General features: G+C 69.1%; 15 protein-coding genes. 12 read left to right on the top strand and 3 right to left on the bottom strand.

The window, feature by feature from the left end:
- Positions 1-121 precede the first annotated feature (121 nt).
- Positions 122-1066, top strand: coding sequence for an SDR family NAD(P)-dependent oxidoreductase (locus ACE11G_RS14530; protein WP_009680162.1), 945 nt, complete (start codon positions 122-124; stop codon positions 1064-1066).
- A 14-nt stretch (positions 1067-1080) separates the two neighbouring features.
- Entirely contained in the window at positions 1081-1524 is a 444-nt protein-coding gene (locus tag ACE11G_RS14525) for an SRPBCC family protein (RefSeq protein ID WP_009680161.1), read from the top strand.
- A gap of 59 nt (positions 1525-1583) precedes the next feature.
- On the opposite strand, the gene ACE11G_RS14520 is transcribed toward ACE11G_RS14525, so the two are convergent.
- The gene (locus ACE11G_RS14520; protein WP_009680160.1) at positions 1584-3374 is read right to left on the bottom strand and encodes a cytochrome c biogenesis protein CcdA; all 1791 of its coding nucleotides are present in this window, start codon (positions 3372-3374) and stop codon (positions 1584-1586) included.
- A 174-nt stretch (positions 3375-3548) separates the two neighbouring features.
- On the opposite strand from ACE11G_RS14520, the gene ACE11G_RS14515 reads away from it, so the two are divergent.
- Together ACE11G_RS14515 and ACE11G_RS14510 are read left to right on the top strand one after the other, a co-directional pair.
- Entirely contained in the window at positions 3549-4229 is a 681-nt protein-coding gene (locus tag ACE11G_RS14515; protein ID WP_375002683.1) for a fasciclin domain-containing protein, read from the top strand.
- Between the two features lie 68 nt (positions 4230-4297).
- Entirely contained in the window at positions 4298-4576 is a 279-nt protein-coding gene (locus ACE11G_RS14510) for a lipocalin family protein (protein WP_082083904.1), read from the top strand.
- Here the strand turns inward: ACE11G_RS14510 and ACE11G_RS14505 are convergent.
- Positions 4561-6003, bottom strand: coding sequence for a cryptochrome/photolyase family protein (locus ACE11G_RS14505; protein WP_375002680.1), 1443 nt, complete (start codon positions 6001-6003; stop codon positions 4561-4563). The genes ACE11G_RS14510 and ACE11G_RS14505 overlap by 16 nt on opposite strands.
- A gap of 97 nt (positions 6004-6100) precedes the next feature.
- On the opposite strand from ACE11G_RS14505, the gene ACE11G_RS14500 reads away from it, so the two are divergent.
- From ACE11G_RS14500 to ACE11G_RS14480, 5 genes are all read left to right on the top strand, one after another.
- On the top strand, positions 6101-7390 hold the full coding sequence (locus ACE11G_RS14500) for an NAD(P)/FAD-dependent oxidoreductase (protein WP_009680157.1): 1290 nt from the start codon (positions 6101-6103) through the stop codon (positions 7388-7390).
- Positions 7387-8166, top strand: coding sequence for a DUF1365 domain-containing protein (locus tag ACE11G_RS14495; RefSeq protein WP_009680156.1), 780 nt, complete (start codon positions 7387-7389; stop codon positions 8164-8166). The genes ACE11G_RS14500 and ACE11G_RS14495 overlap by 4 nt, the downstream gene beginning before the upstream one ends.
- Before the next feature lies 1 nt (position 8167).
- Positions 8168-9472: a class I SAM-dependent methyltransferase gene (locus tag ACE11G_RS14490; protein ID WP_009680155.1), complete on the top strand. Its 1305-nt coding sequence runs from the start codon at positions 8168-8170 to the stop codon at positions 9470-9472.
- A gap of 65 nt (positions 9473-9537) precedes the next feature.
- Positions 9538-10092: an ECF RNA polymerase sigma factor SigK gene (sigK, locus tag ACE11G_RS14485; protein WP_045537604.1), complete on the top strand. Its 555-nt coding sequence runs from the start codon at positions 9538-9540 to the stop codon at positions 10090-10092.
- Positions 10085-10810 (top strand): anti-sigma factor, encoded by a 726-nt coding sequence (locus ACE11G_RS14480; protein ID WP_045537602.1) that lies wholly within the window; start codon positions 10085-10087, stop codon positions 10808-10810. Before sigK ends, ACE11G_RS14480 begins: the two co-directional genes overlap by 8 nt.
- On the opposite strand, the gene ACE11G_RS14475 is transcribed toward ACE11G_RS14480, so the two are convergent.
- Positions 10811-12073 carry an MFS transporter gene (locus ACE11G_RS14475; RefSeq protein WP_045537600.1) on the bottom strand — a complete coding sequence of 421 codons (1263 nt, stop codon included), beginning with the start codon at positions 12071-12073 and terminating at the stop codon, positions 10811-10813.
- A 57-nt stretch (positions 12074-12130) separates the two neighbouring features.
- Between ACE11G_RS14475 and ACE11G_RS14470 the strand changes: the two genes are divergently transcribed.
- From ACE11G_RS14470 to rpsG, 3 genes are all read left to right on the top strand, one after another.
- Entirely contained in the window at positions 12131-12808 is a 678-nt protein-coding gene (locus ACE11G_RS14470; RefSeq protein WP_045537598.1) for a FadR/GntR family transcriptional regulator, read from the top strand.
- 354 nt (positions 12809-13162) lie between these two features.
- Positions 13163-13534, top strand: coding sequence for a 30S ribosomal protein S12 (rpsL, locus tag ACE11G_RS14465; protein WP_375002676.1), 372 nt, complete (start codon positions 13163-13165; stop codon positions 13532-13534).
- A gap of 5 nt (positions 13535-13539) precedes the next feature.
- Positions 13540-14010 (top strand): 30S ribosomal protein S7, encoded by a 471-nt coding sequence (gene rpsG, locus ACE11G_RS14460; RefSeq protein WP_006894478.1) that lies wholly within the window; start codon positions 13540-13542, stop codon positions 14008-14010.
- Positions 14011-14056: the final 46 nt, after the last annotated feature.

Genomic DNA, 14056 nt, shown 5'->3' with positions numbered 1-14056 from the left:
CGGAGCCGATGCTCACCCGGATCGCCTGACGTCATCCACCTGAGACACCGAGGACCGATCCGAAGCGGCGACCGCTCCGAATGACTGCAGTGTCCGGACAACGGAAAGGCATGGAACACCGATGAAACTGCTCGACACAGCACTCGACCGAGCGGTGGTCGCCGGTTACTCGCGGGTGGGGTACCGGGTGCGCGCGGCGTCGTGGCCCGACGACGATCCTCAACCGGAAGTGCTGACCGGGAGGACCGTGGTGGTGACGGGCGCGACCTCCGGCATCGGCGCGGCCATCGCCGCCGGCGCACTGGCGCTGGGCGGTCGAGTGATCCTGGTGGGACGGGATCGCGAACGCGCCGACCGTGTCCGCGCCGACCTCGAGGCACGACGACCCCACGCCCGGGTCAGTATCGAACTCGGCGACATGTCGGACCCCCACGACGTCGACGATCTGGCTGCCCGGCTCGCCGAAGACTCCGTCGACGTCGTAGTGCACAACGCGGGCGTGATGCCCCCTACGCGCACCGAGTCTCCGGACGGGCACGAACTGTCGCTGGCGACCCACGTCCTCGGCCCGATCCGACTCACCGAACGACTGCTCCCGCAGCTCGCGGCGAGCTCGGACGCGCGGGTGATCTTCATGTCGTCCGGCGGCATGTACACCGCGGCGCTGCCGGTCGGTGACATCGACTACCGGTCCGGCGAATACCGCGGTGCGCGGGCCTACGCGCGGAGCAAACGGATCCAGACCGAGATGGTGCCGATCCTCGCCGAGCGGTGGGCGGACGCGAGCGTCATGACGGCGGGCATGCATCCTGGCTGGGTCGACACCCCCGGGGTCGCCGAGTCGCTGCCACGCTTCGGACGCGCGATGGGTCCGCTGCTGCGCACCGTAGAGCAGGGCGCTGACACCGCGGTCTGGCTGGCGGCGACCGCCCCGAGACCTCCGACCGGCCGCTTCTGGCACGACCGCCGCCCGCGCCCGATGAACTACCGGCTGCTGTCGGGAGAAACGAACGAGGCCGACCGTCGCGCCGTCTGGAACGACGTCCTCGCGGCCGCCGGACTCTGAGGAGGAACACAGCCATGATCAGCATGCAGCGCACCGTCACGACGACGGCCCCGGCCGTCGCCGTCTTCGATTACCTGGCGGACTTCACCAACGCCGAACAGTGGGACCCGAACGCAGTGAAGGTGATTCGGCTGTCCGACGACGCCGGCACGCCGAGCGGCGATGTCGTCTACCGCGTCACCAGTCGGTTCGCCGGTCGCGAGACCGACCTCGACTACCGGCTCGTCGACCTGCAGCCGCACACGTTGATCCGCTTGCGCGGGGAGAAGCCCGCGGTGACCGCGGTCGACACCATTCGGATCGAGCCGCGACCGGACGGCACCGCCGTCACCTATGCGGTGGAGTTCGACTTCCACGGGGTGTTCGGCCTGCTTGCGCCGCTGCTGCGCCCCGCGGTCCGCAGGCTGCTGGAACAGGGTGCCGTCGGTCTGTCGGAGGAACTTGCCCGCCTGGGATGATCGGCGTCGGTCGAGCGGGGAAGGGGAGCGGCGCGGCGAGCACCGCGGACCGGCCGACGTCACCCGTACGTGAACGAGAAGACCGTCATGCCCTCAGGGATCGACACCTCGACGCGACCGCGCTCGGCGGCCGAGCTGTGCACGATCCGGTGCAGAGTCGGCGGTCCGCTGATCGGAAGCGAGGCGACCGGCCCGCTGCCGACAGTCCCGCCGTCGCCAGTCCCGCCGCTGCCGGTGACGCTGATCGTTCCGGTGCCGCCCGCGACGATGTAGACGTCCTTCGCGCGGTAGTCGAGGGTGATGGTCGCGTCGTGGTCGGCGCGCGCTCCCTGATAGTCCAGCGTCCAGCGACCGCCGAGAGCGAAGGTGTCGGAGCGAAGTTCGCGGGGCGACTCGAAGTCGGCGGTGCCTGCACGGTAGGGCGTGGAACCGCCGTAGTTGACGACCTTGCCGACTCCCAGATATGTCTCGGGAGTGGTCGCCTCGGTGGGCGTGGTGTCTGTCTGCTCGGTGGGCCGCGGCAGATCGATCCCCGGATGCGCGTCGGTCAGCAGCTCTCGGATCAGCCGCTCGGACTGTTCGTATCCGCCCTCGCCGAAGTCGATGTGCCGGACGGTCCCGGACGCGTCGATCAGGTACTGCGCCGGCCAGTAGCTGTTCCGATAATTCGTCCACGTCGAGAACGCCGGATCGAGCGCGATCGGGTACTCGATGCCCAGGCGCCGCGCGGCAGTGACGACATTGGCCGGCACCTTCTCGAATGCGTACTCCGGGGTGTGCACGCCGATCACCTCCAGACCGCTGTCGCGATACGCGCGGTACCAGTCCACGACGTGCGGGATCGCTCGCTGGCAGTTGATGCACGAGTACGCCCAGAAGTCGATCAAGACCACCTTCCCCCGAAGGTGCGACAGGGGCAGCGCCTGGCCGTCGGGAGTGTTGAACCAGTCGGTGATGCCCGTCAACCGGGGTGCGGCGCCGCAGCTCTGCAACTCCTCGGCGCCGTCGGTGCAGTTGCTGAGCTGTCGGTTCTCGTCGGTCACGATTCCGCCGAGATCGAGCCGGCGGTTCAGATCATCGCCGCCGCCGACGGAGTTCTGCAAGGCTCCGGTGTAGTCGGGGATCGTGCGTTGCAGTGCGCCGGGAACGTCGAAGACCAGTCCGACGGCCAACGCGATCATCACCACGCCGCCTGCGACGCGGATCAGGCGCTGCCTGCGGCGAAACGCTCCGACGCGCTCGGCGACTCGTCGCCCGGCGAGAGCGAAGAACAGCAGGGGCAGTGTCGCGCCGATCGCGAACGACAAGGTCAGGACCACGGTGCGGGCCCCGATCTCACCGGTCGCGCCCGCGACCACGATCGCGGCGAGCACCGGGCCCGCGCACGGCACGTACAGCACGCCCAGCGCCAGTCCCAGGCCGAAGCCGGAACGACCTCGACCGACCGAACGCTGGGGCAGTCGTGCGAAGGGCTTCTCCAGGAGCTGCTCGATCCGCGGGAAGATCAGTCCCAACCCGATCGCGGTCAGCACCACCAGACCGGCCCACCGGATGCTGTCCTGGGGCAGGCGCACCAGCGACAGCAGACTCGACCCCACTAGGGTGACGAGCGAGAAACTCGTCACGAGGCCGGCGATGACCCGGTAGGGGCGGGAGCTCTCGGCGAGGCGGTCCCGTCGCGTCGACGCGTCCCCTGCGTCCTCGGCGACACCCTCGGCGTTCCCGTCTGCGTCGTCGGTGCGCGCGTTCTGGGCGCCCGAGAAGAACAGGACCGGCAGCACCGGCAGGATGCACGGTGAGATCCCGGTGATGAGTCCGCCGACGAAGCCGATCGCTATCAGTGAGGTCATGCAGGTCATTCGGCGCGGTACCGGTCCCGGATGGGTCGCGCGGTCGGGTCTAGCAGGCTCGACCGAGAACGCGTCGACATCGGACCCATCCGTTTTCGCGACCGCCCCGAATGACTGACGGCACTGCTGATGACCCAGGCAACCGCCGCGGTCCACGACAAGGGAGAGCAGCCGATGAGAACACGAACGATGCGCGCAGGAAGAAAGACGGCCGTCAAGGTGACTGCGATGGGATTCGCCCTCGCTGTCGCGGCGTCGATGACCGCCTGCTCGAGTGACGACATGGACAGTGCGGCGTCGAGCTCGCCGATGGCGACCACGGCCATGAACTCGTCGCCGATGAGCGCCGACCCCGCCGCGGATCTGGTGGGACCGGGCTGCGCCGACTACGCCAAGAAGGTGCCGACCGGACCGGGCTCGGTGACCGGCATGGCGACGTCACCGGTCGCCGTGGCCGCGTCGAACAACCCGATGCTGACCACGCTCACCGATGCGTTGTCGGGCAAGCTCAACCCCCAGGTGAACCTCGTCGACACGCTCAACGGCGGCGAGTTCACGGTGTTCGCGCCGGTCGACGACGCCTTCGCCAAGGTCGATCCGGGCACTCTCGACATGCTCAAGACCGACGCGCCCGCGCTCAAGTCCCTGCTGACCTATCACGTCGTCTCCGGTCAGCTCGGTCCCGATCAGGTCGTCGGCAAGCACAAGACCGTCGAGGGCGCGACCGTCGAGGTCACCGGCAGCGGCGATGATCTGTCGGTCGACGGAGCGCGGGTGATCTGCGGTGGCGTGCACACCGCCAACGCGACCGTCTACCTGATCGACAAGGTCCTCACTCCGCCCGCCGACAAGTGATGAGCGCATCGGCGGCGGGGTAGCGGGCGTGCGCTCCGCGCGCCGATGCTGTTCGTACCAGGAACGTTGTGGAGACCAGGAGAATAGACGATGTCGGAGCAGCGTGGAGTGACCGTCCGCAGCGCGGTCGCCACCACCCGCCGAACTGTGTGATCGTGGCGCTCGGCAGGGACTACTCGTGGGCGCTGGTGACCGACCCCGCCCGGACGTCCGGCTTCGTGCTCTCCAGAACACCGGTCCTGTCGTCGACGCAGTGGAAGTCGGTCCGCGGTGCGGGGTGCCGTCGGTCTGCCGGAGGAACTCGCCCGCCTGGGATGACGGGCGTCGCGCGTCACAGATCGCGGTAGCGAGCCAGGGCCACCACGCGTTCCTCAGCGTGGTCGACGATCGGCGGCGGGTAGCCTCGGTCGCCGTCGGCAGCGTCGAACAGGGCGGGCTCGGCCGTGCGTCCGCCCGCCTGCTTCCACGGCCGATGGACGGCCTTGCCTGCGATGCTGCGAAGCTCGGGCACCCAGCGGCGCACGTAGTCGCCCGAAGGGTCGAAGCGTTCGCCCTGGGACACCGGATTGAACACCCGGAAGTACGGGGCGGCATCGGTGCCGCAGCCTGCCGTCCACTGCCAGCCGTGCTGGTTGGACGCGAGGTCGCCGTCGACCAGGTGCGTCATGAAGTACCGCGCGCCGCGCCACCACGGCAGGTGCAGATCCTTCGTGAGGAACGACGCCACGATCATCCTCACCCGGTTGTGCATCCAGCCCTCCGCCAGCAGTTGGCGCATCCCGGCGTCGACGATCGGATACCCGGTCCTGCCGCGGCACCAGGCGTCGAACGCCGCATCCGCGTCCGGGCCGCTGTCGTACTCCATCCGATCGAACTTCGCGTCGACGCCGGTGCGAGCAGTCTCGGGGCGATGGAAGAGGACATCCGCGTAGAAGTCGCGCCAGGCCAGCTCACTGCGCAGGGTGGTTGCGCCGTCGTCGGTCCGCGCCCGCAGATCGTGCAGGATCGTTCGCGGATGGAGGCAGCCGAACTTCAGGTACGGCGACAGGCGTGACGTCGCGTCGAGATCGGGCCGGTTGCGGTCGTCGGCGTAACGATCCAGCTCGCTGGTCCCGCCGTCCCGGAACGCGCGCCATCGCTCGAGCGCGGCCTTCTCCCCGGCGACGGGCAACGCCGCGGCGTCGCTCGCCTCCTCGGTCAGCAGCTCGGCGACGGCGGCACGTCCCACACGTTCGATGCGGCCGCGCGGAAGAATCGAATCCGGGTCGAGCCAGTCGACGGTGTCCGGTCCCGTCAGCGCGGGCGAATGCCAGCCGTGGTCGAGCCACGCCCGCTTGAACGGAGTGAAGACACGGTAGGGCCCGCCGGCCTTGGTGCGGACGCGCCCGGGCGACACCGCGTACGGGGAGCCGGTCCGAATCAGCGGCACCGAGGCCGGCAGGGCCGCCTCCACCGCCTCGTCCCGGGCACGCCCGTACGGGCCGAAATCCTCACTCACATGCACCGAGTCGACGGACAGAACGTCGACGAGCTCGGGGATCACCTGAACCGGATCGCCCGACACCACCAGGAGCCGCCCGCCGAGATCGGCGTCGAGAGCCTCCAGGCATCCGGCGAGGAAGGTGGTCCGCGGTGCACCCGACGGACGCACCAGGGCGTCGTCGAGCACGAAGACGGCGAGCGCCGACTCCGCGCGGTCAGCCGCGGCCGACAGCGACGGCAGATCGGAGAGGCGGAGATCGCGGCGAAACCAGACGATGGCCGGTGAGTTCATGGTTTCCAGTGTGCCCACCCATCCGCTCGCGCGGTGGCTCCGAATGGCTTCCGTGACTGCAACCAATGACCTTCAGCCCACGGCACGACGAGTCGCGGTGATCGGCGGCGGCGTGGCCGGATTGACGGCCGCCTACCTCCTGGCACCGAGCGCTCAGGTGACGATCTTCGAGGCCGATGACCGCCTCGGCGGGCACGCCCACACGCACCAGGTGACCGCCGCCGACGGCTCGCCGATGCCGGTCGACTCCGGCTTCATCGTCCACAACGACCGCACCTATCCCACCCTGTGCCGACTCTTCGACGACCTCGGCGTCGCGACCCAGGCCACCGACATGTCGATGTCGGTCCGTTCGGAACTGACCGGTCTCGAGTACGCGGGCGCGCGCGGCCTGTCGGGTCTGTTCCCTGTCCCACGAAATCTGGTGCGCGGCCGCTACCTGCTGATGCTGGCGGAGGTCAGTCGGTTCCATCGGCTGGCGCGCCGCGTGCTCGACGATCCCGGCGACGACCAGTCCCTCGACGACTTCGTGCGCCGCAGCCGCCTGTCGGGCTACTTCCGCGAGAACTTCCTGTTGCCGCTGGTGGCCGCCGTGTGGTCGTGCGATGAGCAGACGGCCGCCCGCTATCCGGCCCGGTATCTCTTCACCTTCCTCGACCATCACGGGATGCTGTCGGTCCACGGCTCACCCGAGTGGCGCACAGTGGTCGGCGGTTCGGCGACCTATGTTCGCGCGGTCGCCGACCACGTGCGTGCGCACGGCGGCGAGATCCGACTGTCCGCCCCCGTCGACGACCTCGCCGAGATCGGCTCCGGTGTCGCGGTGACCGCCGGCGGAACCACCTCTCTGTTCGACGCCGCCGTGGTCGCGACGCACCCGCACCAGGCGCTGTCGATGCTCCGGGCGCCGACGACGCTGCAGGCCGACGTGCTGGGCGCCATCGGCTACGTCGGGAAGCCTGCGGTCCTGCACACCGACGAGAGCCTGCTCCCCGTCGCGATGAACGCGCGGGCGTCCTGGAACTACCAGATCCGCGACGACAGCGTGCCCGACGGCAGCGGGATCGCCGTCACCTACGACATGACCCGCCTGATGCGACTGCCGGGCGACGGTCCACGCCACCTCGTGACGATGGGACGTACCGACCTGGTCGACCCGACGACGGTCCTCGCGGAGATGCGCTACGAGCATCCGATCTACGACCTCGACTCGGTGGCGGCGCAGCAGCGACTGCCGCAGATCGACACCCGGGCCGTCGTCTTCGCCGGCGCCTACCACGGGTGGGGCTTCCACGAGGACGGCGCGGCCTCGGGGGCGCGCGCTGCGCAGCTCCTCGGCGGCACCTGGCCCACGTCGACGCAGACCCAGGCGGTGGCGGCGCGATGACCGCGCCTTCGACCCCGTCACTCGTCGCGACGCGGATCAACCATGTACGGCGCGAGCCCGTCGACCACCGGTTCGCGCACCGCAGTCTGAGTTGGTTCGTCGACATCGACGAGCTCCCGGAACTCCCGCGAGCCCTGCGCTGGGCGGCGCGCTTCCGGGCGGCCGACCACTTCCCTCAGCCCGCGCAATCGGGCGACACCCTGCGCAGTCGTCTCGACTCCCACCTCGATGATGTCGGCGTCGCCCGCCCGACCGGAGCGGTGACCGCGCTGCTCTCACCGCGGGTGGCCGGCTATGTCTTCAATCCGCTGACCGTGTTCTGGTGCCACGACGCGGCGGGCGCCCTGCAGTACGTCGTCGCTGAAGTGCACAACACGTACGGCGGTCGGCACTGCTACCTGGTGCGCACCGACGCGGCCGGTCGTGCCGAGGTGGAGAAGGAGTTCTACGTCTCGCCGTTCAACGACGTCTCCGGCCGCTACCGTCTGGCGCTGCCCGAACCGGATCCCGCGGGCCGCGTCCGGCTCTCGGTGATTCTGGACCGGCCCGGTCAGGCGCCGTTCACCGCGACGCTCGTCGGCCGAACGCGAGCGGCCACCGTCGGTGCGGTGATCACCGCGCAACTCACCGCCCCGCTCGCCCCGTGGCTCGTTGCCGCTCGCATCCGCATCCACGGTGTGTGGCTGTGGGCGCGAGGCCTGCGCATCGTCGATCGACCCGCTGACCCGATTCCCGCCGACCCCCCGCATGCACTTCGCCGACCGAAGGACTCGTGACATGACCACCGATCACCGCCTCCCGTACTCGCCCGCCGACATCCACGTGGACCCTCGGGCGTGGCCCGATGTGGCACACCGACCGACGTCCCGCCTCCGCGCCCTCGCCGCCGGTCGACTCTTCGCCGCCGCCACTCGACGTCTCCCGATCTCGGTCGAATACCCCGACGGACGGCTGGGAGGTGCCGCGTCCGACGCGGTGCTTCCGCGGATGATCGTGCGCGACCCCGAGTCGTTGTTCCACCGGCTCGGCACGTCCGGGCTCATCGGATTCGGTGAGGCGTACATGGCGGGGGACTGGACCACCGACGACCTCGTCGGCGTGCTCACCCCGTTCGCCGAACGCGTCGCGGAACTGGTGCCCGCGCCGCTCCAGCGACTCCGTTCGCTGGTGCTGCCTGGCCACCCCGATGACGAGCAGAACACCGTCGCGAACACGCGGTCCAACATCGCCCGGCACTACGACCTGTCCAACGAGCTCTTCGGAGCCTTCCTCGACGAGACGCTGAGCTATTCGAGTGCCTACTTCGGCTCGGATTCGGCTGCGGAGACGGCGGACTGGTCGATGCTCGCCGACGCGCAACGCGCGAAGATCGACCGCCTGTTGGACCAGGCGGGCGTCGGCGAGGGAACCCGGCTGTTGGAGATCGGCACCGGATGGGGCGAACTCTGCCTCCGCGCTGCCGCGCGCGGTGCGCACGTCCGATCGCTGACCCTGTCCAGCGAACAACGCGAGCTGGCGCTCGAGCGCGTCGCCGCGGCCGGCTTCGCCGATCGGGTCAGCGTCGACCTGCTGGACTACCGGCTCGTCGACGGCGAGTACGACGCGATCGTCTCGGTGGAGATGCTCGAAGCGGTCGGTCGCGAATTCTGGCCGGCGTACTTCCGCACGCTCGATCGGGTGCTGGTGCCCGGTGGTCGCGCCGCCGTCCAGGTGATCACCATGCCGCACGCGCGGATGCTGGCGTCCGAGGGCACGTACACCTGGGTGCACAAGTACATCTTCCCCGGCGGCCAGCTCCCCTCGATCGAAGCGCTGCGCGAGGTCACGACCGCCCACACCGGACTCGACCTGGTCGATGAGAAGGCGATGGGATGCCACTACGCGCGGACGCTGCGGTTGTGGCGCGAGCGGTTCGTTCGTAGCGACGCCGTCATCGCCGACCTCGGGTTCGACTCCGTGTTCCGTCGGATGTGGACGTTCTACCTGGCCTACTCCGAGGCCGGCTTCCGGTCCGGCTACCTGGACGTGTACCAGCTCGGCTTCGCGAAGCCCGCGGTGTCACAGACGCCCCGTCTGTCATGACTGTCGCGTTCGCTCCGGCTAGGCTGTCACTTGATGACATCCTCCGATCCGCGAGCGAGCGGCCGATGACTGTCGATGCGGATCAGCTGGAACATCTGCTCGCACTCGTGGCAGCCGGTGACCGCGCAGCTTTCGCAGACCTGTACGACCGCACCGGGTCGCGCGTGTACGGCATGGTTCTGCGCGTTCTGCGCGACCCGGGGTACAGCGAGGACGTGACCCAGGACGTCTACCTCCAGATCTGGCGAGACGCCGGTCGGTTCGACGCCGCGCAGGGCAGTGCCATGTCGTGGCTGCTGACCATCGCGCATCGTCGCGCCGTCGACCGGGTCCGTTCCGAGAGTTCGGCCAGTGCCCGGGAGAACCGATACGGCCTGAGGAGCCTCGCCGAGGTGGTCGCGGGCGTCGACGACGAGGTCCTGACGCGAGACGCGGGACGCCGGGTGCGCGACTGCCTCGCCACTTTGACCGAGCTGCAGGCGCAGGCAGTGAGCCTGGCCTACTACGACGGCTTCACCTACCGTGAGGTCGCCGATCGGCTGACGGTGGCGCTGCCGACCGTGAAGAGCCGGATCCGTGACGGCCTGAAGCGATTGAGGGGGTGCCTGGGACGTGAGTGACGACGACCTGCGCGACCTGGCGTCGCTCATCGCCCTGGACGCCGTCGACGACGTGGAGCGCGCACGCATCCTGAAAGCGGTGGCTCAGGCAGATGAGGCCGACCGCCGAGTGTTCGAGAACGAGCTGGCGGCCGTGCGCGCGACGCTCGTGAGCATGAGCGAGGCGACCGCCGTCGAACCGCCGAATCAGCTCCGGGACAGGATCTTCTCAGGACTCGATGAACACCCGTCGGCACGGGGCGATGCGCTCGGATCCCCCGCGCGCGATCGTCGCCGACTGCGCCTCGCGGTCGCCGCGGCCGCTGCGGCCGTGGTGCTCGGCGTCGGCGGCGTCATCGGCTACACAGTCGCCGACCGGAACGAGCAGAGTCCGCCGTCGCAGGCCGAACAGATCTTCGCCGCGCCGGATGTCCGCACGACCACCGGAACGGTCGCGGGCGGCCAGGCGACCGTCACCTACTCCCCGTCAGCGGGCGAGGGCGTCCTGGTGATGAACGACGTCCCGCGACCGGCGCCCGGAACCATCTACCAGATGTGGCTGATCGGTCCGAGCGGGCCGAAGCTCGCGGGAACCATGTCGGACGCCGACGTCTCGCCGTCGACCACCGCGATCATCAGTGACATGAGGGGTGTGACGGCCGTGGCGTTCACCGTCGGCGACTCGGCCACCCCGGACAAGATGATCTCCGCCCCGGTGGCAGAGCTCCCGCTGTCGTGATCAGCTCAGCTGATCCTCCAGATACCGCGGACGGCAGATGGCCCACGCGCCGACCAGCATGATGCCGACGGTCACCGTGAGGAATGCGAACGGCAGCGCCCACGAGTCGGTCGCGTCGTGCAGGATGCCGAACAGCGTCGGACCCGAGCACGCGAACAGGTAGCCGACGCCCTGGCCGAAGCCCGACAGCGACGACGAGCCCGCACTGGTCCGGGTGCGCAGGTTGATCAGCGTCAGCGCCATCGGGAACGTGGTGGGGCCGATGCCGACGAGGACCACCCACAGCCAGGTGAGCGTCAGCGGAGCCCACAGCAGACCCGCGAAGCCGATCAGCCACGACGCCGCGAACAGCACGGCGAACCCGAACGGGTTGGTAAAGCGGGTGCACAGCACCGGCGCGATGAGCGTCCCGGCGAAACCGATGCCCGAGAACAACGCGACCATCGCGCCGCCGAGCGCCTCGGAGCCGCCCGCGTCGTGCAGGACCGACGGCAGCCAGGTGAACAGCGAGTAGGTCATCAGCGAGGTCATGCCGAACATCAGTGTGAGGCCCCACGCCATCGGGGTGCGCCAGACCGGCAGCCGTGCGGCGACCTCGCTCGCGGGGCGCGCCTTCTTGGGCAGGTCTGCCTCGGCGCGCACGGTGCGACGGCGCTCGCGGACCACCCAGACCCAGGGGAGCAGGGCGACCAGCGGGACCAGCGCCCACATCGCCAGCGACATCCGCCAGCCGGCCGCGTCGGCGACCGGGACCGCGATCGCGGCGGGGATGGCCGTGCCCAGCTGGACGAAAGTGATGTACGCGGTGCTGATGACGGCGATCTGATCGCTGAAGTATCGCTTCACCAGCGGTGGGATCAGGATGTTGCCGACGCCCATGCCGAACAGGGCGACGCACGAGAGGATCAGGAACGGCCAGACGTCGTGGACCAGCGACCGCGTCGCGATGCCGACGCCGGTCAGCACGACCGCCGCGAGGGTCACCTGCTCGATGCCGAAACGTCGACCGAGGGCGGGTGCGAAGACACCCGCCGCACCGAACATGAGCGTCGGAAGCATGCCGATCACGCCGATCGTGGACGTGCCGAAGCCGACCTCGTCGGAGATGCGCGTGAGCAGCGGCGCGATGGAGGTGACCGCGGTGCGCAGGCTCAGCGAGAAGATGATGATCGCGGCCAGCACGATGATCCGCCCGCGCCACCTGCCTGCGCGCGTCGGTCGCGGAGGGGTGATGTCGCGAACTGTCGTCGCCTCGGCCGTCATGGAACAAAATCGTAGGATGAATGGTCGTATCGGCGCAAAGTGATTTAGACTGCGGCCGTGCAAACGGTCAAACGGCAGACGCTCATCGGTCAGGTCACGCAGCAGCTGCGCGACGAGATCTCCGCGGGCCGCTGGGCGATCGGGGAGCGGATTCCGACCGAACCCGCGCTGTGCGAGATGACAGGCACCGCCCGCAACACCGTTCGCGAGGCCGTGCAGTCGCTGGTGCACGCGGGGCTGCTGGAGCGCAGGCAGGGGTCGGGGACCTACGTCATCGCCACCGATGAGCAGGAGGTGGCGCTCGGTGACTTCTTCGCCGCGGCCCGGCGGCAAGACCTCTTGGAACTGCGCGAGGCGCTGGAGGTGACTGCGGCCGGACTGGCCGCCCGCCGTCGGGACGACGATGACATCGCCGCGCTGCGTCGACTGCTGGCGCAGCGCAACGGGTTCTGGGACGGCGCCGACGCTGCCGAGTCCGTACACTCGGCAGCGGTCGAGGCCGATGCGCACCTGCACCGCGCCATCGTCGCCGCCAGCCACAACGAGGTGTATCTCGAGTTCTACGACTCGTTGCTGCCGGCGCTGCGAGAGTCGATCGCCGAACACGGTGTCGGCGCGCACCGGTCGTACGAGGCGCTCCACGTCGAGGTCGTCGAGGCGGTGATCGGCGGGGATGTGGACGGCGCCCGGGCGGCCGCTCGGCAGTTGCTCACCCGCGTCGGCGAATCCGGATGATCGGCGCCGGTAGTGAACTGTTTCGGTGCGGTTCGCGCAGCGGTGTCAATCATTTTGACCGTGGTAAATCCGGGCGGTAAAGTATTTCGTCGGCGCCTTGCCAAGCTGGGTGCTGCTCACCTTCCGGCGTCCGAGCGGGCGCCGAGAGGGCGGAGTCGTGGATCGGCGTAGGGCGTGCGACACGCCCGACAACGGGTGCACGATTCGAACCTGACCTGCATAAACGTGCAGGTGGGGCGAGTTGCGGAAGTATCTGTCCACGCGTGAGCGTGGCGGACCGCTTGCCCGGAGCACCAACCGCAACGAATACGAACAAGGCCCGGCGGGAGCCGGTCCTCAAGGAGAAAGAACTCAGTGCCAACCATTAACCAGCTGGTCCGCAAGGGCCGCAAGGACAAGACGTCCGCCAAGAAGACGGCTGCTCTGAAGGGCAGCCCGCAGCGCCGGGGCGTTTGCACCCGCGTGTACACCACCACCCCGAAGAAGCCGAACTCCGCTCTGCGAAAGGTCGCCCGTGTGCGCCTGACCAGTGGCGTCGAGGTCACCGCCTACATCCCCGGTGAGGGCCACAACCTGCAGGAGCACTCGATGGTGCTCGTCCGCGGCGGTCGTGTGAAGGACCTCCCGGGTGTTCGTTACCGCATCATCCGCGGCTCGCTCGACACCCAGGGTGTCAAGGACCGCAGGCAGGCTCGCAGCCGTTACGGCGCCAAGAAGGGGAACTGATCTAAATGCCACGTAAAGGACCCGCTCCCAAGCGCCCCCTGATCAGCGACCCCGTCTACGGTTCGCCGCTCGTCACCCAGCTCGTCAACAAGATCCTGCTGGACGGCAAGAAGTCGACCGCCGAGCGCATCGTGTACGAAGCCCTCGAGCAGGCCCGTGAGAAGACCGGCACCGATCCGGTCGTCACCCTCAAGCGTGCGCTCGACAACGTCAAGCCCACCCTCGAGGTCAAGAGCCGTCGCGTCGGTGGCGCCACCTACCAGGTTCCGGTCGAGGTGAAGCCGGGCCGCGCCAACACCCTCGCGTTGCGCTGGCTGGTCACCTTCAGCCGTCAGCGTCGCGAGAAGACCATGGTGGAGCGTCTGGCCAACGAGCTGCTGGACGCCTCGAACGGTCTCGGTGCATCGGTGAAGCGTCGCGAGGACACTCACAAGATGGCCGAAGCCAACCGCGCCTTCGCTCACTACCGCTGGTGAGGCTGCCGCATCGGACCGGGGGATGCGCACGCGAGCCCGGTCCGAT

The organism is Gordonia sp. PS3, assembly GCF_041950545.1.
GTDB classification, from domain to species: domain Bacteria; phylum Actinomycetota; class Actinomycetes; order Mycobacteriales; family Mycobacteriaceae; genus Gordonia; species Gordonia sihwensis.
This window is presented reverse-complemented; position numbering and strand designations above follow the sequence as displayed.